The sequence below is a fragment of the Cryocola sp. 340MFSha3.1 genome (assembly GCF_000383315.1).
Taxonomy (GTDB): Bacteria; Actinomycetota; Actinomycetes; order Actinomycetales; family Microbacteriaceae; genus Leifsonia.
The window spans coordinates 1,610,829-1,636,314 of the sequence record NZ_KB911087.1 but is presented as its reverse complement, the minus strand read 5'-3'; the positions used below and the strand labels follow the sequence as shown (position 1 = coordinate 1,636,314).

At 71.6% G+C, this 25,486-nt stretch carries 28 protein-coding genes; 12 read left to right on the top strand and 16 right to left on the bottom strand.

What is annotated here, in order from left to right:
- Window positions 1-12 precede the first annotated feature (12 nt).
- A complete protein-coding gene (locus H284_RS0107770; protein ID WP_020075788.1) occupies window positions 13-1,524 on the top strand; it encodes a DHA2 family efflux MFS transporter permease subunit in 1,512 nt (503 codons plus the stop codon).
- Here H284_RS0107770 and H284_RS0107765 read toward each other — a convergent pair.
- From H284_RS0107765 to H284_RS0107750, 4 genes are read right to left on the bottom strand one after another with little or no spacing between them, the layout of a single operon-like run.
- The gene (locus H284_RS0107765) at window positions 1,521-1,994 is read right to left on the bottom strand and encodes an SRPBCC domain-containing protein (RefSeq protein ID WP_020075787.1); all 474 of its coding nucleotides are present in this window, start codon (window positions 1,992-1,994) and stop codon (window positions 1,521-1,523) included. The two genes, H284_RS0107770 and H284_RS0107765, sit on opposite strands and share 4 nt — an antisense overlap.
- 9 nt (window positions 1,995-2,003) lie before the next feature.
- On the bottom strand, window positions 2,004-2,648 hold the full coding sequence (locus tag H284_RS0107760; RefSeq protein WP_020075786.1) for a dihydrofolate reductase family protein: 645 nt from the start codon (window positions 2,646-2,648) through the stop codon (window positions 2,004-2,006).
- Between the two features lies 1 nt (window position 2,649).
- Window positions 2,650-2,997: an ArsR/SmtB family transcription factor gene (locus H284_RS0107755; protein WP_020075785.1), complete on the bottom strand. Its 348-nt coding sequence runs from the start codon at window positions 2,995-2,997 to the stop codon at window positions 2,650-2,652.
- Between the two features lie 43 nt (window positions 2,998-3,040).
- Window positions 3,041-3,787 (bottom strand): hypothetical protein, encoded by a 747-nt coding sequence (locus H284_RS0107750; RefSeq protein WP_020075784.1) that lies wholly within the window; start codon window positions 3,785-3,787, stop codon window positions 3,041-3,043.
- 159 nt (window positions 3,788-3,946) lie between these two features.
- Here H284_RS0107750 and H284_RS0107745 point away from each other — a divergent pair, with 159 nt between their 5' ends.
- Window positions 3,947-4,813 carry an AraC family transcriptional regulator gene (locus H284_RS0107745; protein WP_020075783.1) on the top strand — a complete coding sequence of 289 codons (867 nt, stop codon included), beginning with the start codon at window positions 3,947-3,949 and terminating at the stop codon, window positions 4,811-4,813.
- Between the two features lie 7 nt (window positions 4,814-4,820).
- On the opposite strand, the gene H284_RS0107740 is transcribed toward H284_RS0107745, so the two are convergent.
- From H284_RS0107740 to H284_RS0107730, 3 genes are all read right to left on the bottom strand, one after another.
- Window positions 4,821-5,912: an epoxide hydrolase gene (locus H284_RS0107740; protein ID WP_020075782.1), complete on the bottom strand. Its 1,092-nt coding sequence runs from the start codon at window positions 5,910-5,912 to the stop codon at window positions 4,821-4,823.
- Window positions 5,913-5,964: 52 nt separating this feature from the next.
- Window positions 5,965-6,261: a DUF2277 domain-containing protein gene (locus H284_RS0107735; RefSeq protein ID WP_018189579.1), complete on the bottom strand. Its 297-nt coding sequence runs from the start codon at window positions 6,259-6,261 to the stop codon at window positions 5,965-5,967.
- A gap of 135 nt (window positions 6,262-6,396) precedes the next feature.
- Window positions 6,397-7,356: a zinc-binding dehydrogenase gene (locus tag H284_RS0107730; RefSeq protein WP_020075781.1), complete on the bottom strand. Its 960-nt coding sequence runs from the start codon at window positions 7,354-7,356 to the stop codon at window positions 6,397-6,399.
- An 84-nt stretch (window positions 7,357-7,440) separates the two neighbouring features.
- Between H284_RS0107730 and H284_RS0107725 the strand changes: the two genes are divergently transcribed.
- Window positions 7,441-8,019 carry a TetR/AcrR family transcriptional regulator gene (locus H284_RS0107725; protein ID WP_020075780.1) on the top strand — a complete coding sequence of 193 codons (579 nt, stop codon included), beginning with the start codon at window positions 7,441-7,443 and terminating at the stop codon, window positions 8,017-8,019.
- Window positions 8,020-8,029: 10 nt separating this feature from the next.
- Here H284_RS0107725 and H284_RS0107720 read toward each other — a convergent pair whose 3' ends face one another.
- A complete protein-coding gene (locus H284_RS0107720) occupies window positions 8,030-8,593 on the bottom strand; it encodes a TetR/AcrR family transcriptional regulator (protein WP_020075779.1) in 564 nt (187 codons plus the stop codon).
- Between the two features lie 82 nt (window positions 8,594-8,675).
- Here H284_RS0107720 and H284_RS0107715 point away from each other — a divergent pair, with 82 nt between their 5' ends.
- Together H284_RS0107715 and H284_RS0107710 are read left to right on the top strand one after the other, a co-directional pair.
- Complete coding sequence (locus H284_RS0107715) at window positions 8,676-9,575, top strand: NAD(P)H-binding protein (protein ID WP_020075778.1); 900 nt, start codon at window positions 8,676-8,678, stop codon at window positions 9,573-9,575.
- Window positions 9,576-9,582: 7 nt separating this feature from the next.
- Window positions 9,583-10,371 (top strand): thioesterase family protein, encoded by a 789-nt coding sequence (locus tag H284_RS0107710; RefSeq protein WP_020075777.1) that lies wholly within the window; start codon window positions 9,583-9,585, stop codon window positions 10,369-10,371.
- Between the two features lie 6 nt (window positions 10,372-10,377).
- On the opposite strand, the gene H284_RS0107705 is transcribed toward H284_RS0107710, so the two are convergent.
- From H284_RS0107705 to H284_RS0107695, 3 genes are read right to left on the bottom strand one after another with little or no spacing between them, the layout of a single operon-like run.
- Complete coding sequence (locus H284_RS0107705) at window positions 10,378-10,782, bottom strand: RidA family protein (protein WP_020075776.1); 405 nt, start codon at window positions 10,780-10,782, stop codon at window positions 10,378-10,380.
- Between the two features lie 30 nt (window positions 10,783-10,812).
- The gene (locus H284_RS0107700; RefSeq protein WP_029042860.1) at window positions 10,813-11,559 is read right to left on the bottom strand and encodes an IclR family transcriptional regulator; all 747 of its coding nucleotides are present in this window, start codon (window positions 11,557-11,559) and stop codon (window positions 10,813-10,815) included.
- Entirely contained in the window at window positions 11,556-12,572 is a 1,017-nt protein-coding gene (locus H284_RS0107695; RefSeq protein ID WP_020075774.1) for a sugar kinase, read from the bottom strand. The genes H284_RS0107700 and H284_RS0107695 overlap by 4 nt, the downstream gene beginning before the upstream one ends.
- Window positions 12,573-12,670: 98 nt before the next feature.
- Between H284_RS0107695 and H284_RS0107690 the strand changes: the two genes are divergently transcribed.
- From H284_RS0107690 to H284_RS0107665, 6 genes are all read left to right on the top strand, one after another.
- The gene (locus tag H284_RS0107690) at window positions 12,671-13,921 is read left to right on the top strand and encodes an alanine racemase (protein ID WP_020075773.1); all 1,251 of its coding nucleotides are present in this window, start codon (window positions 12,671-12,673) and stop codon (window positions 13,919-13,921) included.
- A gap of 8 nt (window positions 13,922-13,929) precedes the next feature.
- Window positions 13,930-14,553: a bifunctional 4-hydroxy-2-oxoglutarate aldolase/2-dehydro-3-deoxy-phosphogluconate aldolase gene (locus tag H284_RS0107685; protein ID WP_020075772.1), complete on the top strand. Its 624-nt coding sequence runs from the start codon at window positions 13,930-13,932 to the stop codon at window positions 14,551-14,553.
- Window positions 14,550-16,151, top strand: coding sequence for an N-acyl-D-amino-acid deacylase family protein (locus H284_RS0107680; RefSeq protein ID WP_020075771.1), 1,602 nt, complete (start codon window positions 14,550-14,552; stop codon window positions 16,149-16,151). Before H284_RS0107685 ends, H284_RS0107680 begins: the two co-directional genes overlap by 4 nt.
- Window positions 16,152-16,253: 102 nt before the next feature.
- On the top strand, window positions 16,254-16,766 hold the full coding sequence (locus H284_RS0107675; protein ID WP_018189591.1) for a hypothetical protein: 513 nt from the start codon (window positions 16,254-16,256) through the stop codon (window positions 16,764-16,766).
- Window positions 16,767-16,879: 113 nt separating this feature from the next.
- Window positions 16,880-17,575 (top strand): helix-turn-helix transcriptional regulator, encoded by a 696-nt coding sequence (locus H284_RS0107670; protein WP_020075770.1) that lies wholly within the window; start codon window positions 16,880-16,882, stop codon window positions 17,573-17,575.
- An 87-nt stretch (window positions 17,576-17,662) separates the two neighbouring features.
- Entirely contained in the window at window positions 17,663-18,043 is a 381-nt protein-coding gene (locus H284_RS0107665; RefSeq protein WP_020075769.1) for a VOC family protein, read from the top strand.
- A gap of 23 nt (window positions 18,044-18,066) precedes the next feature.
- Here the strand turns inward: H284_RS0107665 and H284_RS21020 are convergent, their stop codons facing one another.
- Entirely contained in the window at window positions 18,067-18,327 is a 261-nt protein-coding gene (locus H284_RS21020) for a putative antibiotic biosynthesis monooxygenase (protein ID WP_166645307.1), read from the bottom strand.
- Window positions 18,328-18,439: 112 nt separating this feature from the next.
- Between H284_RS21020 and H284_RS0107650 the strand changes: the two genes are divergently transcribed.
- Window positions 18,440-19,057 (top strand): helix-turn-helix domain-containing protein, encoded by a 618-nt coding sequence (locus H284_RS0107650; protein ID WP_020075767.1) that lies wholly within the window; start codon window positions 18,440-18,442, stop codon window positions 19,055-19,057.
- A gap of 126 nt (window positions 19,058-19,183) precedes the next feature.
- On the opposite strand, the gene H284_RS0107645 is transcribed toward H284_RS0107650, so the two are convergent.
- The 4 genes from H284_RS0107645 to H284_RS0107630 all read right to left on the bottom strand — a co-directional run bounded on the left by H284_RS0107645 (window position 19,184) and on the right by H284_RS0107630 (window position 25,474).
- On the bottom strand, window positions 19,184-20,119 hold the full coding sequence (locus H284_RS0107645) for an NADP-dependent oxidoreductase (protein ID WP_020075766.1): 936 nt from the start codon (window positions 20,117-20,119) through the stop codon (window positions 19,184-19,186).
- Window positions 20,120-20,191: 72 nt separating this feature from the next.
- Window positions 20,192-20,767: a TetR/AcrR family transcriptional regulator gene (locus tag H284_RS0107640; protein WP_020075765.1), complete on the bottom strand. Its 576-nt coding sequence runs from the start codon at window positions 20,765-20,767 to the stop codon at window positions 20,192-20,194.
- A 70-nt stretch (window positions 20,768-20,837) separates the two neighbouring features.
- Window positions 20,838-22,988: a phosphocholine-specific phospholipase C gene (locus H284_RS0107635; protein WP_020075764.1), complete on the bottom strand. Its 2,151-nt coding sequence runs from the start codon at window positions 22,986-22,988 to the stop codon at window positions 20,838-20,840.
- The gene (locus H284_RS0107630; protein ID WP_020075763.1) at window positions 22,985-25,474 is read right to left on the bottom strand and encodes a hypothetical protein; all 2,490 of its coding nucleotides are present in this window, start codon (window positions 25,472-25,474) and stop codon (window positions 22,985-22,987) included. The genes H284_RS0107635 and H284_RS0107630 overlap by 4 nt, the downstream gene beginning before the upstream one ends.
- Between the last annotated feature and the right edge of the window lie 12 nt (window positions 25,475-25,486).

Sequence of the window (25,486 nt, the reverse complement as noted above, 5' to 3'; positions counted from 1 at the left end):
GAAGTACATCCGATGAAGGAGAACGCCATGACCGACACCATCGACCGCGCAGAGCTCGCCAGCGAGCCGACCCCGGTCGCCACCGCAGCACGCAACCGCACCGCGCTCGCCCTGCTCCTCGCCGCCGTCTTCGTCGTGTTCCTCAACGAGACGATGATGGGTGTCGCGCTCCCGCGCATCCAGGAGTCCCTCCACATCGACGCCACCCAGGGGCAGTGGCTCACGACGGCGTTCGCGCTGACGATGGCCGTGGTCATCCCCGTGACGGGCTGGCTGATGCAGCGGCTCAACACGCGGCCCGTCTTCATCGTCGCGATGTCGAGCTTCGTGATCGGAACCCTCATCGCGGCCCTTTCGCCGGTGTTCGAGACCCTGGTGGTCGGCCGGGTCGTCCAGGCGGTCGGCACCGCGATCATGATGCCTCTCATGATGACGACGGTGATGACGATCGTCGCGGAGGAGCAGCGCGGCCGCGTCATGGGGCGCGTCTCGATCGTGATGTCCGTCGCTCCCGCGATCGGTCCGATCGTGTCCGGGGCGCTGATCCAGGTGCTCCCGTGGCAGGGGCTGTTCTGGGTGATGCTGCCGATCGGGCTCGTCATGCTCGCCATCGGCGTGCGCCGGGTGCCGAATGTGTCGGAGACGCGGAAGGTGCGCCTGGACACGCCGTCGGTGATCCTCTCGGCGCTCGCCTTCTCGGCCCTCGTGTTCGGCCTCAGCCAGATCGGCGCCGCGGCGGTCGGCTCGGCGGCGGTCCAGCCGTGGATCCCCATCGTCGTCGGCCTGATCACGCTGGCGTTCTTCGTGTGGCGGCAGCTGGCGCTGCAGCGCACGGACTCGGCGCTGCTCGACCTGCGCACGTTCCTCTCCCGCGACTTCGCGGTCTCGGTCTCGATGATGACCGCCGCCATGGTGTCCCTCTTCGGCGCCTTCATCGTGCTGCCGCAGTTCGCCCGCTACACCCTGGGTCTCGAGCCGCTCTGGGTCGGCGCGATCCTGCTCCCCGGCGGCCTGCTGATGGGGCTGGCCGGTCCGACGGTCGGCCGGCTGTACGACCGGTTCGGGCCGCGGCCGCTCGTGATCCCCGGGTCGATCGGTCTCGCCGTCGCCCTCTGGACGCTGGCGCTCGGTCTCGGCGAAGGGTCGTCGTGGGTCGTGCTGCTCGGGGCGCACATCGTCCTGATGCTATCTCTGGCGTTCCTCTTCACGCCGGCGTTCAGCTCGTCGCTCGGCTCGCTCCCGCCGCGGCTGTACTCGCACGGCAGTGCCACCATCGCCACTCTGCAGCAGGTTGCCGGCGCCGCAGGAACGGCCATCTTCGTCGCCCTGTACGCGACGGGCGTCGCCTCGACCGGAGGCGCCGACCCGGACCTGCCGACGGCGGCCGCCGCCGCGCACGGTTCGCACCTCGCGTTCCTCGCCGGCGGCATCCTGTCGCTCGGAGTGGTCGTGCTGGCGCTCTTCGTCCGGAAGCCCGCCGCGGGCGCCGCGGAGATGCCGGAGCTGGAGGTCGCGGAGGCCTAACCGGCCGAGCGTTCGAGATAGGCGCCCAGGGCATCGAGCAGGCCCCGGGTGCCGCTCTCGCGTCCGGGGCCGTCGGCCCAGAACCGGTCGAAGAAGACGCCGTGCTCCACGTGCGTGAAGCGGGTGCCCTGCTCGATCGGGTCGAACTCCAGCGACGCGACGGACGTCGACATGTGTTCCCCGTCGATCCACATGTCGTAGGTGGTGACGATGCGGACGTGCTCGACGATGTCGGTGTAGGTCGCTTCGTACCGAGAGACCGGGCCGTGGTGGAACTTCCCCTCGGCGACGTCCCGTCCGCCGACGCGGAAGTCGAACGACCACTCGCGCGGCTCCATGGCGTCGCCGGCTCCCCACCAGCTGAGCTTCTGCTGCTCGTCGGCGAAGGCGTCCCAGACGCGCTCGGGCGGGGCGGGGTAGTCGCGGGTGAGGGTGAATCCGGCGCGGGCGAGGCGGCGATCGATCGTCATGGCTGCGTCCTAGCGGGTCAGGGTGACGTGGATGGTGCCGCTCTCGGCGACCTCGGTGGTCACCGTGTGCGTCGAGTCCATGCCGGTCAGGTCGTCGAAGAGCCGATTGCCGCGGCCCAGGAAGACCGGCGTGATCATGAGGTGGAGGTCGTCCACCAGTCCGGCCTGCAGGAAGGCGCGGGCCGTGCGGTACCCGCCGCCCACCCGGACGTCCTGGCCGCCAGCGGCCTCGGTCGCCTCGGCGAGCACGTCCTCCGGGGAGGCGTTGCGGAAGTGGAAGGTCGTGCCGCCGTCCATCTCGATCGCGGGGCGGGGAGCGGTGCTCGTGAGCACGAAGACCGGGGTTCCGAAGGGCGGCGTGTCTCCCCACCATCCCTTCCACTCCGGGTCGTCGGGGAACGAGTGGAGGCCGAACATCCCGGCGCCCAGGATCTCGGCGCCGACGCCCTCGAAGAACTCGCGGCCGACCCGGTCGTCGACGCCGGTCGTGCCGGCCCCGCTCGTGTCGCCGAAGATGCGCTCGCGGAACGTCCGGGTCGATGCCCAGGCGGCCGTGAGGCGGCCCCAGTCCTCGCCCATCGGGTTGTCGGGCGACACATCGGACGGCGTGTAGCCGTCGAGCGAGGCGAAGAGGTTCATGCGGACGCGGGTCATGTCAGGTGTCCTTCGGGGTCGGCGCCGAGGCGCGGGCGAGGTGGATGCCGAGGCGGTCGGCCTGGTGCTCGGCGGGCGTGCGTTGCTCGCCGAGCCAGAGGTGCAGGATGTCGAGGGCGCCCGGCCGCAGGCTCACGGTGCGGACGCGCCCGTGCTTCTCGGAGGTGATCACTCCGGCGCTCTCGAGCACGCTCAGGTGCTGCATGAACGACGGCAGCGCCATCGGGAACGGTTCCGCGAGCTCGCTCACCACCGCCGGTGACGCCGCCAGCCGCTCCACGACGGCTCGCCGCGTGGGGTCCGCGAGGGCGCGGAGCACGGCGTCGAGCTCGTCGTAATACTTAGGCACGTGCCTAAGTGTGGCGGTAACGGCCTCGTTCGTCAACCCGTGGTCAGGGTTTGGCGCCGTTGCTGAACGAACCGTGCAGGGTGGTGTCGGCGAACACCGTGGTGTCGATGACCGCGCGGACCGCATCCAGCGTCGCCGGGTCCGCGCCGTCGACGAGCACCGTCAGCGAGCCGTACTCGACGCGCATGGTGTACGGGATGGACGCCTCCAGTGAGGTGACATGCGGCGTCGCCGCCAGACGCGCGAGGCCCTCTGCGACGTCCGTGGAGGTCTCGATCGGGATGGTCTGGTCGAAGGTCCGGCTGTAGTGGACCGTCGTCTCGATGTGCCCGGGGCCGGCCGGCATCTTCAAGGAGAGGCTCACACCCGTCCACGCGAGATGCTGCGCCATCGTCGTCGGAACTGCCGCCGCCTGAGCCGGTGTCGCCTCCGCCTCCATCACGACGTCGACCTGGCTGGAGAAGTGGTTGGAGACGACCCGGCAGTCCGGTCGGTTCGGATCGTCCGAGGCGGTTCGTGAGTTCGATGTGCGCTCGCTCACCGTGTCGACGCGCGCGAGCTTTCGGACGGCGGCGACGGCCTCCCGGACCTCTCCGGCGACATGCGGATCGAGCGTCGGGGCCGGCGTCGGGGATGGATCCGGCTCGGCGCCGCGGGGAAGGCAGGCCTCCGCAGGCGCGGCGGAATCCCGGCCGGTCGCATCCCGCGCCAGCCCCTCGATCATCGAGCACCCGGACATGAGGGCGGCAGCGCAGACGATGGCCAGGATGGTGGCGGCGCGGCGAAGCATAGGCTCGAGGCTAGTGCGGTGGCCCGTTGCGGGCGTCAGCCTCCGGGATGAGCTCGGCCAAGCGGGTACACCAGGCCGACCCGGCGGCGATCGTTTCGGACCGCGATAGTCGGGTGCGGCGTCCCACGGCCTACCAGGCTGAAAGGCGAAGGAGGGACCGTGATCGCGATTCTCAACCGGGTGGTCGAGGTGATCGAAGACCACCTCGCCGACGACCTCGACCTCGCCGAGGTCGCCCGCGGACTCGGCACCACGGAGTACCACGTCCGTCGCATGTTCTCGTCGCTGGCCGGGATGCCCCTGTCAGAGTATGTGCGCCGTCGTCGCATGACCGTCGCCGTCGCCGATCTGCTCGGAGGCGACGACCTGCTCGCCGTCGCCGTGCGTCACGGCTACGGCTCCACGGAGGCGTTCAACCGGGCGTTCCGGTCGGTGCACGGCGCGAGCCCCGCCACCGTGAGACGCGATGGCGGCCCCCTTCGCACGCAACCGCAGCTCAGGTTCCGCCTGATCGTAGAAGGGAACACCCCGATGGACACCCGAATCACCGACCGACCGGCCTTCCGGCTCGTGGGCCACGCAGCTCGCGTGCCGCTCATCCACGAAGGCGTCAACCCGCACATCCAGGCCCTCGTCGCATCCATCGAGCCGGACGAGCATGCTCGCCTCACGGGCCTCAGCGACACCGAGCCCGCAGGCCTGCTCCAGGTCAGCGCCGACGTCGACCCCGACTACACCGAGGGGACCGAGCTCACCTATGTCCACGGTGTCGCGCGAACGGTGGACTCGCCGACACCGGACGACCTGGACGCCATCGAGGTCCCGGCCGGGACCTGGGCGGTGTTCCGCATCGACGGGGACTACCCCGCGGCGCTCCAGTCGGCGTGGGCCGCGACGGCGAGCGAGTGGTTCCCCTCCAACCCGTGGCGTCTGCGGCCGGGCCCGTCGATCGTCGCGGTCCTCGACCGATCGGCGGACTTCACCACCGCGACCTGCGAGTTGTGGCTGCCGGTGGAGCGCGCCTGACAGCGGATCAGCTGATCGCGCCGAGCGCCCGGCGGACACCCTCGACGTAGTCGGTCGGCTGCTCCCAGGCGGCGAAGTGACCGCCGTGCGGGAACTCCAGCCAGTCGACGACGGAGAAGAACCGCTCGACGAACTGCCGCGGGGCATTGACGAGGTCGCGCGGGAACACCGTCATGACCGTCGGGATCTCGATCCTCGGCCAATCCTTCGGCGCCGCAGCCGCGTACGGAGTGAAAGAGGTACCGATCGCGCCGGTGTACCAGTACGCCGAGATCCAGGTCAGGGCCTCATCGGGGGTGAACGCCCGGCGGAGGTCGCCGCCGGAGTCCGTCCAGTCGATGAGTTTCTCCAGAATCCACGCGGCCATCCCCGCGGGGGAATCGCCGAGCCCCACCGCGAGGGTTCGGGGGCGGGTGGACTGCTCGTGCATGTACCCGCCCTCGCGCTGCTGCCAGTCGCGGCCGCGCTCCACGTAGGCGCGCTCCGTCTCGTCGAGGTCGTCGGGGAGTCCGACGAGGAAGTGGTACTGCGAGAGGTCGGTCAGATGCAGGGCGCTGACGTGCGAGCCGTGGCGTCCGGCGATAGCCTCCCCGACATCGCATCCCACGTCGCCCGCCGAGATCACATACCGGTCGAACCCGAACTCGGCCATGGCGTCGGCGACGGCGTCCGCCATCTCGACCGATGACATCCCGCCGCCCTCCACCGGTGCGGCGAACGGATACCCGGGCAGAGCGGGGAGCACGAGCGTCACGTCGTCGAGCAGGGGCAGGATGCGCTCGAAACGGAGCACCGAGTCCGGCCAGCCGTGCAGGAGGAGGACGACCGGCGCATCCTCGCGGTCGGCGGGCCGGACGATCGCGCGGATGGGCACCGCGGTGTGTTCGGTCTGCACCCACGGCCAGGAGGCGATGCGGCGCTCGTGCTCGCGCCAGTCGTAGTCGTCCGCCCAGTACCGCAGCAGGTCGGACAGCACCTCGGGGTCGACTCCGCCGAGTCCGTCGCGCTGTGGCAGCGGCACCCTCCGGAACCGCTCGAGGCGCGAACGGAGGTCGGCGATCGCCTCCTCCGGCACCGGGATGAGTTCGTGACGCTTCATCGCTCCTCCTCCGCAGCCGCGCTGCGCGTCGTTGCTCTCACGCCCGACTCGCTCATGCCGACGCCGTCCGGATCCTCACCTCGCGCTCCATGCGCTTCTCGTGGCGTTGTCGGCCCTTCGCGGCCTCCAACTCGCGGCTCTTCGGCGGGGCGTTCGTCACCAGCTGGTCGAGCATCCGTCTGGTCGCCTCGGCGATCTCGTCGATGGCCTGCTCGAACGCCGCGGTGTTGGCCCGGGACGGATGCGTCGAGCCGCTGACTTTGCGCACGAACTGGAGTGCGGCCTCCCGCACCTCATCGTCCGTCGTGGGCGGTTCGAAGTTGTGAAGGCAACGGATGTTCCGGCACATGCCGCGACGATATACCGCCCACCGCCCTCCTCCCAACCGCCCACCGTCGAGTCCGCGATCTTTGCACGCTGAGGGTGCGAAAAGCGGTAAGTCTGTGCGGACTCGACGGTGGGCGGAGGGGGCGACGGCGACGGGTCAGGGGGTGAGGACGATGCGGCCGAAGACGGCGCCGTCATCCATGAGGCGGTGGGCGTCCGCCGCGCGGTCGAGCGGGATGACCTCGTGGACGACGGCGTGCAGCTCGCCGCGGATGGCGGCCTCGAACAGCTCGGCGCGTGCGGCGGAGCGCGCGAGCGGAGGGATGGAGTCGAGGCTGAAGGCGGCGACGGAGCGCGAGGCCTGGAAGCCCTGGAGGAGGCGCGCCCCGAAGTCGGCGGGTGGGAATCCCGCGACCGCACCGACCAGGACCAGGCGGCCATTGGGGGCGAGCCGGTCGATGAACGCCGGCATGCCGTCGCCTCCGACGATGTCCACGATCACATCGAACGGGCGGGAAGCCCCGTCGGGCCCGTGGCCGGACCGGTCGAGCACGTCCGTCGCACCGAGCGCCGCAAGCCGACGACCCCGCTCAGCGGAGGAGGTCGTCACGGCCACCGCGGAAGCGCCGGCGCGCGCCGCCAGCTCCACCGCGGCGATCCCGATGCTGCCGCTGCCACCGCGGATGAGCACCGAGTCGCCAGGCGCGAAGGGGGCGCGGGCGAGCGCGAATCGCGCGACGGGGGCCGCGCTGCCGATCGTCACCGCATCCACCGCCGACAGGTCGTCGGGGAGCGGGGTCACGTCCTCCACTGAGGCGACGGCGCGCTCGCTGTAGCCGCCCGATCGACCCGTGAACGCCCAGACGCGGCGACCGATCCAGGAGGGGTCCACGCCGTCGCCGACCCTGGCGACCGTCCCGGCGACCTCACTGCCCGGGATCATGCCCAGCGGGTAGCTCGAACCGAGCGTCCCGCGCCGGATCACCGCGTCGACGCCTCCGACGCCGATCGCCTCCGTCTCGATCAGCAGCTGCCCGGCACCGGCTTTCGGCTCGGGGGCGTCGGTGACGGCCATCCCGCTCGGGTCGCCGTATTCCTGGATCGCAATCGCTCGCACATCTTCTCCTTCTCGTTGCGGTACTCTCGCACGGTAGTGGACGCCCCCGTCCACTTGATCGAAGTGAGACCGTCGGGAGGACGAGTGACTCAGATCCTCCGCTCGGATGCGCAGGATAACCGCGACCGCATCCTGGCGGCGGCACGCACCCTCTTCTCGGAGCGCGGACTCGACGTCGGGATGCGGGAGGTCGCCCGCCACGCCGAGGTCGGCCCGGCGACGCTCTACCGCCGGTTCCCCACGAAGCAGTCGCTCATCGACGAGGCGTTCCAGGTCGAGATGCGGACGTGCCGGGCGATCGTCGAGGAGGGCTGCGCCGATCCCGATCCGTGGCACGGCTTCACGTCGGTCATCGAGCGCCTGACCGCGCTCGACGTGCGGAACCGGGGTTTCGTCGACGCCTTCCTGTCGATCGCGCACAGCTCCGCAGCCTTCGCGCAGCACCGCCGGGAGCTGCTTGGGATGCTGGACGGTCTCGCGACGCGGGCGAAGGCACAGGGCCGGCTGCGCCCCGACTTCGTCGTCGACGACCTGGTGCTCATGCTGCTCGCCGGCCGCGGCCTGGGGTCCGTGTCGCTCTCGCGGCGGGATGCGGCGGCGCGGCGCTTCGCGGGTCTCGCCATCGACGCCTTCCGGACCGACCGGGCCGCCTCCGCCGGCTGACCGCGGGCGCTCAGCCGGCGGTGCTGCGGATCCCGTCGAGCTGGAGGTCGAGGTAGCGGCGCCAGTCGCCGCTTCCGGACATGTTGGCCATGGCTCCGCGGGTGATCAGGATGAAGTCGTCGGGCCGGAAGTCGGGGCGCAGCAGCCCGGCGTCGACGGCGCGCTGCACGACCCGGTCGACGATCTCCGAGAACGCGTGCTTCTCGGCGGCGATGTCGGCCCAGGTCGGCTCCTCCGGGCTGAGGATGGCGAAGCGGAACGCGGCGTCGGGCTGCGCCGATTCGAGGTAGCCGACGAGGAGGGTCTCGAAGGCCGTCCACGGGTCGTCGAGCTGTTCGGCCGCCCGGGCGAGTTCGGTGACCGCCGCGAACCGGCGCGCGATGATCGCGGCCCGCAGCGCCCGCTTGTCTGCGAAGTGCCGGTAGAGCGTCCCGACGCCGAGCCCGGCCCGGGCGGCGATCTCATCCATCTGCACGTTGTCGCCGTGGCGTGCGAACAGGTCGCTGGCCGCATCGAGGACGGCTTCACGGTTGCGCCGGGCGTCGGCGCGCAGCGAGCGTTCCGGTGCGGTCATGATCCCTCACTGTAGTTGACGTCAGGGAGGCGTCGGGGCTACATTCGGAACCGGAATTCAGGTTCATTTTTATGGAGGTCTCATGATCGTCGTCACCACTCCCACCGGCCGGATCGGCAGCCGGCTCGTCACCCTGCTGCTCGAGCGGAGCAGCGAGGTCCGCGTCATCGTGCGGGACGCATCCCAGCTCGACGACGCCGTCCGCACCCGCGTGGAGGTCGTGGAGGGATCGCACGCAGACCCGGCCGTCCTCGACGCGGCCCTGCCCGGCGCGGACGCGCTGTTCTGGCTCGTTCCGCCGAACCCGGCGGCACCGAGCGCCGAGGAGCACTACCTCGCCTTCGCGCGCGCCGCTTCCGCCGCCATCCGTCGTCACCGAGTCGGCCGCGTGGTCGGGGTCACCAGCGCCGGACACGACTTCCGAAAGCCGGCGGGCGTGCTGTCCGCGGCGTTCGCGATGGATGCGGAACTCGCCCGGTCCGGCGCGGCCTACCGGGCGTTGTCGCTGCCGTTCTACATGGAGAACCTGCTCGGGCAGGCCGACGCGATCGTGCGCCGTGGGGCCTTCTCGCTCACGTTCGCCGCCGATCGGCCGCTCGCCATGGTCGCGACCCGCGACATCGCCGAGCGCGCGGCGGACCTGCTCACCGATCCCACCTGGCACGGGCAGGAGAACCTCCCGCTGTTCAGCCCGGACCGCCTCGCGCCCGACGCGATCGCCCGGGTGATGAGCGAGGAGCTGGAACGCCCGGTCGCCTACGAGAGGATCGCGATGGACGACTTCGCCGAGCTCCTGCGGTCCCGAGGGGCGAGCGGGCAGGCGATCACCGACACGATCGAGATGTTCGCCGCACAGGATGCCGGCATCTACGACGCGGACTGGGCGACGGCCGAGATCGCCCCCACCGACTTCCGTACCTGGTGCCGCGAGGTGCTGCGCCCGGCGGTGGAACGAACCGCTGCGACGGTGGGCGCGAAATAATCGGGGGATGGACTCCTACTTCCGGCGCATCGACGACACCCGTTTCCGCCCGACCGTCGATGCGGGGGGAGCCTGGAACGACGGCGAGATCCACTTCAGCCCGCTCGGCGGCCTCATCGTGCACGCGATGGACCGCCACCGCGCCGACCGCGACGCGGCTCCGCTCTCGCTCGCGCGGGTGAGCTTCGACATCCTCGGCTTCCTCGCCGCCGACGTGTGCGACATCGCCGTGGAGACCATCCGTCCCGGCCGGACCATCGAACTGGTGGAGGCGACCGTCGTCATCGCGGGCCGTACCGCTGTGCTCGCGCGGGCCTGGTACACCGTCGACGGCGACACCAGCGAGGTGGCGGGAGGCGAGCCGGAGCGGATCGCCGTTCCCGGTCCCGACCGGCGCTGGCCGATGACGGAGACCTGGCCCGGCGGCTACGTGGCCTCGCTCGAGATGCGGGCGGCCGAGGACCCGCGCCCGGGCCGCGCGACCGCGTGGCTGCGCACCGATCGGGCGATCGTCGCCGGTGAGGAGGCCAGCCCCCACGCCGCGTTCATCGCGCTGGTCGACACGGCGAACGGAATCGCCGTGCGCCGGCATCCGACCGAGTGGATGTTCCCCAACCTCGACCTGACCATCCACCTGTTCGCGCAGCCGACAGGGGGGTGGGTCGGCCTCGACACGACCGTCACCTTCGGGTCGACCGGGCAGGGCCTCACCAGCACAGCGCTCCATGACGTAACCGGGCCGGTCGGCCGGGCGGAGCAGATCCTCACCGTCCGGCCGCTGACCGGACGCGCCTAGGCCGGCTCAGTCGAGCACGGCGAGGGCGTCGATCTCCACCAGCATCTCCGCGCGGGGGAGCCCGGTGAACACCGTGGTGCGCGCCGGCAGAACGCCCGAGCGGACGCGCGAGGAGAGGAACTCGCCGTACGCCTCGTTCATCGCCGCGAAGTCGTCGCGCGTGGTCAGGTAGACGCGCAGCATCATCACGTCGTCGAAGGTCGCGCCGCCGGCCGTGAGGATCGCCTCCACGTTCTGCAGAGTCCGGATCGTCTGGCCCTTCACGTCTCCCTCGTGCACGTACGCGTTGGTGGCGGGGTCGACGGCCCCCTGTCCCGAGACCTGGAGGAACGGACCGCGTCGCACCCCCTGCGAGAAGACGTGCGCGGGGGCAGGGGCCTCGGCGGTGAATACGGCGATGCGTTCGGACATGGCTTCCTTTCGAAGGGGGGATCGCTGCGGTCAGGCGGCGCGGGCGCCCAGCTCCGCGGAGACGCGCCCGGCCGCGGCGTGGAGCGCCGGGAGGAGCTCGACGACGCCCTCGTACGGGAGGACGACGTTCGGGACGGAGATCGAGATGGCGGCGACGACACGACCGTCGGGGCCGCGCACGGGCGCTCCGACGCAGTTCATGAACGTCTCATGCTCCTCGTGGTCTTGCGCCCAGCCCCGTCGCACGCTGCGGTCGACCTCGGCGAGCAGGGCCTCGGGCGTGGTGATCGTCCGGTCGGTGAAGCGCTCGAAGTCGAGGCCGGAGACGACCGCGCGGCGCTCCGGGGCATCCAGCCCTCCCAGCAGCACTTTGCCGACCGCGGTCGCGTGCAGGGCGGCGGGGAGGCCGATCCGCGAGTACATGCGGAGCGGTTGCCGCGACTCGACCTTGTCGACGTAGGTCGCGACGCCGTCGTCGTAGGTCGCGAGGTGGACGGTCTGCCCGGTCTCGGCGGCGAGTGCCCGGAGCTCCGGACCGGCGGCGCCGCGCACATCCAGCGCATCCAGTGCACCGGAGGCGAGGGCGAGCACGGCCGGGCCGATCCGATACCGGTGGTGGCTGTCGTGGCCGACGAAGCCGCGCTGCTCCATCGTCTGGAGCAGGCGCAGGACCGTCGTCTTGTGAACGCCGAGCTCCGAGGCGAGCGGGTCGAGGGTGGTGATGCCCCGGGCGATGAGCCCGAGGAGGTCGAGCGCGCGGCCGAGCGACTGGCTCACGACGACACGCTCCAGGGAATCATGCCCGGACCGACGGACCAGCTCGCCCACTCGTCGTCGGACGCGCGCACGATCCTGTCGCGTTCCGTCTCGTTCGGAACGGCGGGCGGGCGGTCTCCGCGGCTGGTGAGGGTCAGCGCCGCCAGCGCGTGTCCGAGGCGGAGGCTGGCGGCGTCGTCGCGTCCCTCCGCGACTCCGCAGAGGAAGCCGGCAGCGAACGCGTCGCCGGCGCCGACGGGCTCCACGACGTCCACGGTGAGGCACGGGACGTGCACCTCCGCGCCATTTCGTCGGTGGACGGACGCGCGACGGACGTCGTCCTTCACGACGATGGTGTCCAGCCGGGGATGCGCAGCGAAGAGCCGACCGGCGTCGCCGTGCCCGAAATACGCCTCGGCCTCGTCGCGACCGACGAAGAGGAGGTCGGCCTGGCCGACCAGGGCGGTCAGCGCGGAGGTGTCGCCGTCGCTCCAGAGTTGAGGGCGGAAGTTGAGGTCCACGCTGAGCCGGGTGTTCGCACCGAGCGCCTGCCGCAAGCCCGAGACGGCCTCGGCGGCAGTGCGGGACAGCGCCGCAGTGATGCCCGAGGTGTGCACGAGTTCGGCCCGGGCGAGGAGGGCGGCGACGGTCGGAGCAGCCACGGTGTCCGGCGACAGGGCAGAGGCCGCGGATCCGCTGCGGTGATAGTGCATCCGGGTGCGGACGCCCTCCGCGGCCCGGATCGTCTCCTTGATGTAGAGCCCCGTCGGGCGGGTGGGATCGAGTTCGACGGCGGACGTGTCGACTCCCGCCTCGTCCGCGACACGACGGATGCGCTCGCCGAATCCGTCGGTTCCGAGCCGCGACACCCACGACGTGGGCACGCCGAGGCGCGCGAGGCTGGTCGCGACGTTGAACTCCGCGCCGCCGACGTCCGAGCCGAAGGTGCTCGCCTCGGCCAGCGATTGCTGCGCGTCCGGATAGAGGACCACCATCGCCTCGCCGATCGTGACCTGGAGACCGGCGCTTCGCATGCGGTGTGCCCTTCCTCGATCGACGGACTCCATGCTAGACAGGGATGCACACAAGACGCAATGACCGTTGCATATCGTGCAACCAGCGAGGGAGGCCTGTGCCGGACTTCAAAGCGATGCCCCTCGGTGGGCCACCCGCCGCCATCGACACCCTCGCGGCCGATCGCCCGTCGTTGTCCGACTTCCCGACCCCTCTCGTCACCCTCAGCGAAGAGGCGCTCGCCCACAACCTCCGGACGATGGCGGCCTGGTGTGCGTCGGCGGGCGTCGGACTGGCGCCGCACGGCAAGACCACCATGAGCCGGGTGCTCTGGCAACGGCAGCTGGATGCGGGCGCCTGGGGGATCACGGTGGCAACGCCCTGGCAGGCGTCGGTGGCGCTCGACTGGGGCGTCCCGCGCATCCTGCTGGCCAACGAGCTCGTTCAGCCGGCGGCGATCCGCGCTCTCGCCCCGTACGCCGCCCGGCTGACCGTCTGGGCCGACTCGGTGCGTGCCGTGGAACTCCTCGCGAGCGTGCTGGACGAGGCGGATGCTCCCGTGCCGCTGGCGGTGCTGGTCGAGCTGGGAGGCACGGGAGGCCGGACCGGGGCACGTGGCGTCGACGCGGCTCTCGAGGTCGCGCGTGCCATCGCCGCTGCTCCCACACTGCGGCTGGCCGGGGTCGGCGGGTACGAGGGTGCGCTGGCCCACGATGCATCGACGTCATCGCTCGACCGTGTGCGGTCGTACCTCGCCGATATGGCGCGGCTGCACGAGGAACTGGATGCGCAGGATCTCTACCCGGCGGAGGGCCCGGTGCTGCTCACCGCCGGTGGCAGCGCATACTTCGACGATGTCGCGGCGGTCCTGGCTCCGCTCCGCGACCCGGAGGGCGAGCGCGGGCGGCCGGTCGATGTGCTGCTCCGGTCTGGCGCGTACATCACCCATGACGACGGCTTCTACCGCGGCATCACGCCGTTCTCCCGTGGTGGCTCCGGCGAGCGGCTCCGCTCCGCGATCCACGGCTGGGCGACGGTCCTGTCGCGGCCGGAACCGGGCCTCGTCCTGGTGGACGCAGGCAAGCGCGACCTGCCCTACGACGAGGGCCTTCCGGAGGTTCAGGCGGTGCGGCCGCTGCGCGGAGGACCCGCTGTCCCGGTGGAGGGAGCGGAAGTGACCGCCATGAACGATCAGCACATGTTCATCCGGGTCCCCGCCGACGCGCTCGTCGAGGTGGGCGATGTCGTCCGGCTGGGTCTGTCGCATCCCTGCACCGCATTCGACAAGTGGCGCGCGCTGCCACTCGTGGACGACGCGCTCTCCGACGACCCGCGGGTCATCGGGCTGATCGAGACCTTCTTCGGCTAGGAGTCCTGATGCTCATCCCCACCCTCGAGCGCGACCGCGCGCTCGCCGTCGTCCGCGCACCACGCGTCGACGACCCGGCAGCCCTGTGCCGCGCGCTGGCGGCGGGCGGCATCCGCACGGTCGAGTTCACGTTCACGACGCCGGGGGTCGAAGCGGTGATCGCCGAGGCGGTCCGCGGTGCCGACGACGTGATCGTCGGCGCCGGCACGGTGACGGATGCGCGCTCGGCCGAGGCGGCGGTCGCGGCCGGTGCGCAGTTCCTCGTCACGCCCGGGATCAGCGAGGGCGCGGCGGGGGTCGCGCGCGAGGCGGGCATCCCGATCCTGCTCGGCGCGCTGACGCCGTCGGAGGTGATGCGCGCGCTGGCGCTCGGAGCCGCCGCGGTCAAGATCTTCCCGGCCGGGCTGGTCGGCCCTGCCTACCTCACCGACCTGCGGGGTCCGTTCCCGGGCGTGCCCGTCGTGCCGTCCGGCGGCCTCGATGCCGGCAACGCGGCCGACTGGATGCGCGCGGGCGCCTTCGCCGTCACGGCCGGCTCCAGCGTGGTCGGCGCCGCGCTGGTCGAGGGCGCCGACTGGGCGGCGGTGACCGCACGGGCGCGGGAGTTCTCGACGGCGGCGCTGAGCGCGTGAGCGGCATCCTCCTCCGCGGCGCCCTGATCCTGGACGGCTCGGGGAGCCCGGGCGTCATCGGCGACGTCCTGATCGAGAACGGGCGGATCGCCGGGGTGGGAGGCCGCATCCATGCCGGGGACGCCCGCATCGTCGCTGCGGAGGGACTGGCCGTCGCTCCCGGATTCATCGACATGCACGCGCATTCGGACCTCGCGGTTCTCACCGATCCGGAGCATCGGGCGAAGACGACGCAGGGGGTCACCACCGAGGTCCTCGGGCAGGACGGACTCTCCTACGCACCCGCCACCGAACGGACGCGGGGGATCCTGCGCGAACAGCTCGCCGGCTGGAACGGCCTGCCCTCCGGCAGCGACGTCGGCTGGCGCCGTGTCGCCGACTACCTGGACGAGCTGGACCGGCATCCACTCGCGGTGAACGCGGCCTACCTGCTTCCCCACGGCACCATTCGGATGAAGGTCATCGGAACGGAGGACCGGCCGCCGACGGCGGAGGAGCTCGAGACGATGCGCACGGAGGTGGACCGGGGGATGCGCGACGGCGCCTTCGGGCTGTCGGCGGGGCTGTCGTACGTGCCGGGGATGTTCGCGAGCACGGATGAACTCGTCGCCCTGTGCGCGGTCGTCGCCCGCCACGGCGGCTTCTTCGCGCCGCACCAGCGGTCGTACGGAGCGGGCGCGCTCGACGGCTACGCCGAGATGATCGACATCGCCGCACGGTCGGGGAGCGCCCTGCATCTCACGCACGCCACCATGAACTTCGACGTGAACCGGGGTCGAGCGGGCGAGCTGCTCGACCTGGTCGACCGGGCGGTCGCAGCCGGCGTCGACGTGACGCTCGACAGTTACCCCTACCTCCCCGGGTCGACGACGCTCGCCGCGCTCCTGCCGAGCTGGGTGCAGACCGACGGCCCGGAGGCCACCCTGCAGAGACTGCGCGATCGGGAGGTGCGGGTCCGGATCGCTCACGAGCTCGACACGACCGGGAGCGACGGGAGCCACGGTGTCCCGGTGGACTGGGCGGCCGTGCAGGTGGCCGGCGTGCGGGACGGATCGCTGGCCGACCGGGTCGGCCGCACCATCGCCGATCTCGCTCGCGACGCAGGCCTTCCGCCCGCGGAGGTGTACCTCGACCTGCTGGAGCGGGACCGCCTGGGGACGACCATCCTGCACCACGTGGGCGACGAGCAGAACGTCCGCGCCGTCATGCGCCACTCCCGCCACTCCGCGGGCAGCGACGGGATCCTCGTCGGCGACCGGCCGCATCCCCGCGCCTGGGGCACCTTCCCGCGCTACCTGGGCCGTTACGTGCGGGAGGAGGGGGTGCTGACCCTCGAGGAGGCGATCGTGCACCTCTCGGCACGACCGGCCCGTCGGCTCGGACTCGAGGACCGCGGCCGCATCGCGCGCGGCTTCGTCGCCGACCTCGTCCTGTTCGATCCGGATCGGGTCGCCGACGCCGCCACGTTCGACGATCCCCGACGCCCTGCGGAGGGCATCCCGTGGGTCCTCGTTTCCGGCGAGCCGGTGATCGAGGACGGCGAGCGGACGCTCGCGACCCCCGGCCGCGCGCTCCGTCGCGGCGCGGGACGTTGCTAACCGCGCCGTGAAGGGATAACGTGAGCGGCGCTCAAATGCAATGGCCCAGCGGCCGTCGCATCCATCAGCTCCAGAACCATCTGCTTCAGAAGGAGACCCACCGTGAGTGATTCCAACCTGCCCCCGAGTTACCCCGCCTCGTCGTCGCCGGCCCCTGCCGCCGGCGGTCCGGTCACCCCTCCGCAGCAGGTGAACATCGCGTTCTGGCTGTACATCGTCGGTGCGGCCCTGAGCCTCATCTCGCTCATCGTCTCGCTGGCCACGGTCGGTTCGCTGAAGGATGAGGTGCAGCGTCAGCTCGCCGCGCAGGGTCAGCAGATCTCCGACAGCGCGCTGAACGCCACGGTCACCGCATCGGTGACGTTCGCCATCGTCTTCGGCATCCTCTACATCGCCGCCTACGTGCTCTTCGCGTACTTCATGCGCCGTGGCGCGAACTGGGCGCGCATCGTCCTTCTCGTCGTGACGGTGCTGTCGCTGTTCGGCATCCTCGGCGGCTTCGGCATCGGCGCCGCGCGCGTCGTCGTCGGTGTCATCGCCACCATCCTGATCTTCCTGAAGCCCGCGAACGACTACTTCCGCGAGGTCAAGGCGCGCAAGCAGCCGCGGGCCTGACCGCCGCTGCTCCACAGGGCTCAGTGGGATGCGCTCCGGCGCTCCCGCTGGGCCCTTCGCCGTTCGCGAGCCCTCCCGGCGCCGACCGTTGCGGTGCTCGCTAGAGTCGACGGATGAACCGCACCGACCGGCTGTACGCCATCGTGGAGGCGCTTCGCGCCGTGGCGCCGCGCCCGCTCAGTGCGCGGCGGCTGGCCGAGCGGTTCGAGGTCAGCACCCGCACCATCGAGCGCGACCTGTCGTCGCTTCAGCAGACCGGCGTCCCCATCTGGGCGGAGCCCGGCCGGACCGGCGGCTACTGCCTCGACACCGCGCACACGCTCCCTCCGCTGGGGCTGACGGTCGAGGAGGCGCTCGCCGTCACGATCGGGCTCGGGATGCTCGCGTCCAGCCCGTTCCGAGCCGAAGCGTCAGCGGCGCTCGGCAAAGTGCTCGCTGTGATGGACGGCAGCAGGGCTGAGGAGACGCGGGCGCTCGCGGCGCGCGTCCACCTGCTCCAGGGCGACCCGCCCGCGCCTGCGCCCGACGGGTTCTCGGACGCCCTGCGCGCCGGGACGGTACTCCGCATCCGCTACCGCGATCGGGCGGGCGTCGAGACGGAACGCGAGGTCGAGCCGCAGGGATACGTCGGCCGGGACGGGACGTGGTACCTGATCGCCTGGTGCCGCACGCACAGCGCCATCCGGGCGTTCCGCGGCGATCGCATCGTCGCCGCCGAGCCGACGGGCGAGAGGCCGCCGCGGCGGGAGCTCACGGCCGCCGACCTCGACATCCCGTACGGAGACCTGCGCCCGGTACTCGGACCCTGAATCCTGGAAACACCGACAGGACGCTGTCGCCGGGGCACGCGACCATGGTTCTGCGCGGGTCGAGCGGCCCGGGCGGAGAGGTTCACCATGGCTTTCAGCTCGATCAGGATCATCACCCACGACGTCGATCGACTCGTGCGGTTCTACGAACTCGTCACCGGGAAGACGGCGTCCCGTCCCGCCCCGGTGTTCGCCGAGTTCCGGGAGGGAGCGGTGGCGCTCGCCATCGCCGACGTCGCGACGGTCGCCATGCTCGGCGACGACGCTCCCCGGCCATCGAGTGGCGGACCGGCCATCGTCGAGTTCGAGGTGGACGACGTCGACGGCGAGTTCGACCGCCTGCGCGACGCGCTCACTGACATCGTGCTGGAGCCGACGACGATGCCGTGGGGCAACCGCTCCACGCTGTTCCGCGACCCCGACGGCACCCTCGTCAACCTGTTCGCGCGCCCGCAGCCCGCTCCCTGAGCGAGGCACGTGACGGCGCTCTGTCACCGACGGCGGCCGCGCACCTTTCCGTGCAGTCTCATCAACCGGGGGACCACCAGGTAGACGGCCGTCGGCACGACGATGAGGGTGAGGACGAAAGCCCGCAGGATCGGGTGCCAGTCCTCCGCGAACGGAGCGATGGCGTAGAAGCCGAGCGTGACCAACGGGAAGATGGCGATCCAGGTGATCAGCGCCCTGACGTGGATGGAAGGCGGCGGTGCCGAAGGCGGGATGCGTGTCGGTGCTGTCGCGGGCTGAGACATGGTCTGGGGTCCTCTCGAATCGGGTCGTGCGGTCGAGGACCACGATGTCAGCACGGTCGACGCGCGACTGTGATTCGTTGCCGAAACAGGAACAGGCTGCTTGGATGACCGGGTGAGCATCTCCCAGCGCATCGCGCGCGAACTGGGCAGCATCCCTTCCCGGCTGCGCCACGCCCGTCAGAAGCAGGACATGACGCTGGAGGAGCTCGCGCAGGCGACGGGAATCTCCAAGAGCACCCTCTCGCGGCTGGAATCCGGCCAGCGCAAACCCAGTCTGGAACTGCTGCTGCCGGTCGTCGCCGCACTCGCGATCTCGCTGGATGACATCGTCAACGCCCCCACGATCCCCGACCCGCGCGTGCAGCGGAAGGCGACCCACACGGATGGCCGCGAGCTCACCCGCCTCTCCCAGCCGCACAGTGAGCCGCAGGCGTTCAAGATCGTCATCCCGGCCACCGAGCGGGAGCCCGCGCTGCGCACCCACGACGGGTTCGAGTGGATCTACGTGCTCGACGGGCGACTCCGGATCGTCCTGGGTGAGCACGACATCGTGATGGGTCCCGGCGAGGCCGCCGAGTTCGACACCAGGAATCCGCACTGGTTCGGTTCGGCGGGCAACGGGCCGGTCGAGATCCTCAGCATGTTCGGCAAGAACGGCGAGCGGATCCACCTCCGGGCCCGCTCGCGGGGGGCGGCATCGACACCGCCCGCTGACAAGCCCACCCGCTAGGGCGATCCGCCTCTCTTGTGCGCCGCGGCCGCTGGGTGAACGGCCAGATCATCTACGTCAACGGTGGGGCCATCTGACGCGACGATCCGCCGCCCACCCTGCGCCCACCTCAAGCGCGCCGGGCGCCTACGGGAGGGCGACAACCTTGCCGCGCAGCGTGCCGGCGGCGGCCTGCTCGTGGATGCTGCGAAGCTCGGCGAGCGGCACGCGCTGGGCGACGTCGACCCGAAGGTCGCCGCTGTCCACGAGGGAGACGAGCTCGGCGAGCTGCTCCGCATCGCTCCGCACGAAGACCACCACGCTGCGGACATTCCGCTCCGCGTCGTCGGGGGCGGGCATCCATGCGGTCGTGCTGACCACCACGCCACCGTCGCGCACCCGTGCGACCAGGGCCGCGAACTCGTCGGGCTCCAGCGGGGCCAGGTTGAGGAGGACGTCGACCGGTTCGGCGACCGCGTCGAGCACCGAGCGTGCGGTGTGGTCGATGACCTCATCCGCGCCCGCCTCACGGACGGTCGCGCTGCTGCGCGGGCTCGCTGTGGCGATGACGTACGCGCCGGCGCGCTTGGCGAGCTGCACCGCGTAGCCGCCGACGGCCCCGCCCGCACCCGTGATGAGGATGCGCTGGCCCGACGTGAGTCCCGCGTCGTCGAACAGCGCCTGCCGCGCGGTCAGGGCGACCGAAGGGAGGGCGGCCGCATCCGCCAGCGGGATGGAGTGCGGCGCCCGGGCGAGCACCTCGGCGGGGGCGATGGCATACTCGGCCGCCGAGCCGTCGGCGGTCATCGGCAGGAACCCGACGACCTCGTCGCCGACGGCGAGACCCTCGACGCCCGCGCCCAGCGCATCGACCGTGCCCGAGACGTCGTAGCCGGGGATGTGCGGCAGCGTGATCGGGATCGGCAGGCTCCCCGCGCGGATGCCGTTGTCGGCGGGATTGAACCCCGAGCCGGCGACGCGGAGCCGAACCTCGCCCGCGCCCGGGACGGGGAGTTCGGCTTCTTCGTAGCGGAGCACGTCCGGTCCGCCGGTCTCGTGGAAACGGATTGCCTTCATGGTCATGACTTCCTCTCAGGATGGTCGCGGCACCCGTCCTCGGCGTCGCACTCACATCAAGCGGAGGAAATCATCCGTTTATTCCCCGATATCGGGAGAGATCCCGCGCAGGAAGATCGCCCGCTGCTCCTCGGCGGCCCGCGGCCAGTCGGAGACGTTCGGCATGGGCTGCGCGAGCATGGCCCCGAAGCGGACAACAGTGCCCGCGTCGACCTCCCGCCGCACGGAGCCGTCGGCATGGCCGCGCGCGACGATGGCGGCCATCGTCTCCTGCATCCGGCCCCGCAGCTCCGCCGACTCCGTCCCCTCGGTCATCGGGCCGCCGTGCAGGGGGAGGACCAACTGGTCGCGGTGCTCGAACGACTGCCGCAGGAAGCGGGCGATCGCATCCAGTCCCGTCTCGCCCGACGCGAGCGCGTCCTCCGCCTCGGCGAGGATGAGGCGGTAGGCGCGCACGGCCATCGCCTCGAGCAGCGCCTCCCGGTTCGGGTACCGGCGGTACAGGGTGCCGATGCCGACCCCGGCGTCGGCCGCGATCTTCTCGAGCGGCACGAACCTGCCCTCGGCGAGCCCGGAGCGGACGGCCGCGGCGATCAGCCGGTCGGCGTTCTCCGCCGCATCCCTTCTCAGCTTCTTCGGTTCGCTGCCCGCCATGACCTGCCCTCGGATCCACTCGACGTCGTCGCCCCACGATAGTTGCTCGAGGGTCGTCGAGCGGGGCGCGTCAGACCCGCCCGGCGAAGCGGTAGCGGAAGCCCGTTCCCGTCCCCGCGGTCACGACCACGTCGTAGTAGCCCCACTCGTCGACCGGCCAGTCGACCGATCGGGATCCGCGCGGCGGCACCGTGACCTGCTCGGCGTGGTCGGTGAAGTCGTTCCCCACCAGGCGGAACCGGACGGCCGCTCCACCCTCGTTCGTGAGCGTGAGGCGGAGGCTGCGCGACCCGACCGCACCGACGGCGGCCGTCGCGTGCGGGACGCCGATGTCGCGGCGGTCACCACGCACGACGGTTCCGGCGAACCGGCGCAGGAAGCGGTCGGGACCATAGACGCTGACGTCGTACAGGCCGTCGGTCGCCGCCGCGTCCCACACCCAGTCCGCCGTCGCACCGGCCGCCAGCGTGTGCGGGTCGGCCTGGAAGGGCAGCGCGATGTTCGGGAACACCTGGTGGTTGACGCCCACCGTGCCCTGGTTGCGCATGGTCAGCGTGACCCGGCCGCTCGTGCGGTCGACCGCGACGTCGGCGCTCTGCCGGTAGGGGAGCGTCCGGTGGCGGGGCGCGCCCGCATCCTGTCCCGGCATGGACTGGGCGCCGACCGCCGGCACGGCCACGGGCGGCTTGCTGCGGTCCGCGTCCGCCGCGGCGACCAGCTGCTGCGTCTGCGCGAGGCCGGGCACGACGTCCGTCCCCGGGATGCTGAAGTCGGGATGCGCGAAGTCGAAGCAGCTCAGCAGGTCACCCGAGACGGTCCGCCGCCACTGCGAGATGTTGGGCTCGGTGACCCCGGTGATCGCCTCCAGGAACCGGATGACCGACGTGTGGTCCGAGGTCTGCGAGTTGACCCATCCACCGCGCGACCACGGCGAGACGACCGTGAGCGGCACGCGGGAGCCGAACCCGATGGGCAGGCCGTTGACGAACTCGTCCGCGGTCCCCGCCTCCGGGAACGGCGGCAGCACGTGGTCGAAGTAGCCGTCGTTCTCGTCGTAGTTGATGAGGAGGACGGTCGAGGCCCAGGTCTCCGGATTGCTGAACAGCGCCTGCACGACGGCGTTCGTGTAGTGCGCGCCGTAGTCGGGGCTGGCCGACGGGTGCTCGCACCAGCCGTACGGGGCGACGACGTACGAGACGGTGGGGAGCGAGTTCGTCGCGCAGTCGCGGCCGAAGTCGGACAGCAGGTAAGTGACGTCGAGCCCGCGCCCGGAGTCTGCCTTCCAGCCGTCGTGCAGGCCGCCGTTGAGCGCGAGCTGCCGCGTCGCCGGATCGGAGGAGGCCAGCGCGTCGTGGTACTGCTGGAACAGCCAGAGCGGGTTGTCGCCGTAGTCGCCGACGTACGGGTGGCTGCCGCTGTCGCCGACCTCGTCGTTGGCGTAGGTCTTCCAGCTCACGCCCGCCGCCTGAAGCCGTTCGGCGTAGGTGCCCCAGCGGTACACCGGGTTGTAGTCGGCCGGGTTGTCGATGGCCGGGCCGCCGAGACCGCCCGCCGGGTTGATCATCCCGGACCACTGGTACAGGCGGTTGGGCGTCGTCGGGCCGTTGAGCGAGCAGTGGTAGTCGTCGCACACGGTGAAGGCGCTGGCGAGGGCGTGCTGGTAGGGGATGTCGTCGCGGGTGAAGTAGCCCATGGTCTGCTCGCCCTTGGCGGCGACCCAGCGGTTCCAGGCGCCCTTGTTCCACGCGGTGTGCCCGCCGCTCCAGCTGTGATCGAGACCGCCCGCGTTCTGCGAGTTGTACTTCGTCGAGTCCATTCGGAACGGCAGCATCACCTGCCCGTCGGCGCGCGATGCATCCGGCTGGTGGAAGATGTCCCCGCCTCCGGGGTACTCCAGTATCTGCTTGTCGGCGAACCCGCGGACGCCCGGGAGGGTGCCGTAGTAGTGGTCGAACGACCGGTTCTCCTGCATCAGGACCACCACGTGCTTGATGTCCTTGTAGGTGCCGGTGAGTTTCGCGGCCGCGGCGGCGGGGAGGGCGGCCCGGCCGGCGGTCCCGTAGGCGACACCGGCCATGATCGCCGCGGCGCCGCCGAGGAGGAGCGTCCGGCGGCTCACCCCACGCGGGACGGAGCTGACGTACGCGGCGTTCTCGTCGAGCGGCGGCGCCGCGTCGAACGTGACTTCGGGCGCGTGGCGCTCCGGCTTGGATCGGCTCATGGGTTCGCTTCCTCCGGGTGTGCGTTCGGTTCTGCTGCTGCGATGCCGGAGGGAGTGGACGCGTCCATCCGGCGGCGGATCAGGATCGTCAGGGCGCCGATCACGACGGCCGCCATCGCGAGGCCGGCCATCACCAGGCCGAGCACGTCGCCGGTGCGGGCCAACGCTCCGGGCAGGCCGGCGTGCGGGGCGGCGGCGCTCGTGCCGGGGTCGGCAGGCGCGGCTCCGCCTCCGCTGCCCGCGCCGCCGCCGCCGGTCGGGGGCGCTGCGAGCACGATGGTCGCCTCCACCGCCGCCCGATCCGACACCCAGCGGTTGGCGTTCGACGGCGATGCCTGCGGGAACCCGTCGATGACGAGGTTGGCGTCCTGCACGGTCATCGCTCCGGCGACGTACGCGTAGTCGAGCCGGTCGAGGAGGGCGGGTCGTGCCGCCGCCGCACTCACGGTGCCGCCGAGGATGCCGGCCGTCACGCCGGGGTCGGCGGCGGTGTCCGTCCGGGCTGTGCGGAACGCATCCACCAGGCCGGCCGCGTGGAGCTCCGACGTGACCGGCCAGGCCACCGGGCCCGCTGCGCAGTTCGCTGCCGAGGCCGCGCCGGCCCAGTCGACGTCCGACGGCGACTCCAGGTCGCCGAGCAGCAGCAGCCGGCCCTCCGGCGCCGAGGCATGGGCGGCGCGCGCGGCTCGGGCGATCGCCTGCGCCTGCGCGTACCGCGCGCTCGCCTTCTCGGCGGAGACGGCGGCCGCGGCCCCATCGGTGCAGACCGCTGCCCGGTCGGGGCCGCCGGCGTCCAGGGCGACATCCCACACCGGCAGATCCGTCCCGCCGATGGCGGCCGACACCGCGAGGACGGCCCCGGCCGGCGCAGGGAGCGCGGTCAGGGGGAAGGGCGCGATCACGGCGAGGCCGGTCGGGTCTTCGACCACGTTCCAGCCGAGCCGCTGCGCCACCGCGGTGGCGTTCCCGCCGGTTTCCTGCAGCGCGATCAGGTCGAAGCGGTTGACGAGCACCGACCGCGCCAGCTTGCCGACGGCGTCGTCGACGTGGGTTCCCCCATCCCACATGCTCAGCGTCGCGGCGTGCACGGCCGGCGGAGCACCGGGTTCGCTGATCGGCAGCTCGATGGTCAGAGTTGCGGTCAGGCCACTGGCCTCGGTGGCGAGCACCGTCAGCAAAGGGGTCTGTGCCGGGATGGACGAGGGCGTCGTGCCCGTCACCGTCCCGTCGGGCGCGACCGCAAGCCAGTCCGGGCCGCCCTGCGCGGTGAACGTCGCCGCGGCGGGAGCCGCGCCGCGCACTCCGGTCCACATCCCGGCGACGGAGAAGCGCACGGCCGTCGACGGCGCGGCGGCGGGCCGGACGATGTCGTCGGTGAGGAAGTGGTCGACGGTCGGCTCCGTGGACCCGGTGAGCGGCGGTTCGGCCTTCAGGGCGAACGTGATGGGCGGTGCCAGGTTCACATAGCCGTCGTCGTAGAGCAGGACGGCGGCGACGGTGTGGCCGCCGGTGAGCGCCCCCGCCGGGATCGTGACCGTCCCCGATGTCGCGTTCGGCACGTACGCCCAGGTCGTCGATGCTCCGTGCGACGCGCCGCCGCTCGGCGCCGTTGCGGGATCGTCGTAGATCCCGATCCAGTTCTTCGCGTTGGGGGTGGCGGTGGTGAACGAGAAGGTCAGCGGCTTCCCGGCCATCGGATCCTGTGTGAGGAGCGTCAGCGTCCCGCTGTCGGTCGGTCCGGAGGCCGCTGCGGCGAGCCGGAAGACGACGGGCTGCGCGAGCCAGGTGTAGCCGTCGTCGGCGAGCAGATACGCGATCACGTCGTGGCCCGACGTGAGTGCGCCCGCCGGGATGGTGACGGTGCCGGAGGTGCCGGACACGTACGACCACGCCGTCGAGCCGGCTCCGGGGTAGGTCTGGTTCAGCGGGGATTTCTTGGGGTCGTTGTAGATGGCGACCCAGTCGGTCCCGGACGCGTTCGCGTCACCGGTGGAGTACGAGAAGGTCAGGTCGCCGCCGACCCGCGGCGTCGCCGTCGTGAGGGCGAGCGAACCCCCGGTGGCGTACCCGACGTGGAAGGTGACGGGCTGCGCGAGCCAGGTGTAGCCGTCCGCGTACAGGAAGTACGCGACGAGGTCGTGGCCGGGGGTGAGCCCTGTGCTCGCGACCGTGACCGTTCCGCTGGAGGCCGCCGTCGTCGCGCTGACGTACGCCCAGTCGGTGGAGGAGCCGTGGCTCTTCTCGTCGGTCGGGCCGGTGGCGGGGTCGTTGTACACCGCGACCCAGTTCTTCGTGTTCGGCTTGTCCGTCGTGTACGAGAACGTGAGCGGATCGCCGGGCGCGGGCATGGTGTTCGTGAGCGTCAGCGTCCCGTTCGGAGCGGGCGCTGCAGCGGCCGGCTGGGCGACGACGCCGAGTGCGGCCGTCGCGGCGGCGACGGCGCCGATGAGGGCTGCGGCGACGGTCGACCGGGTGATCCTGCGCACGGGTGCTCCTTC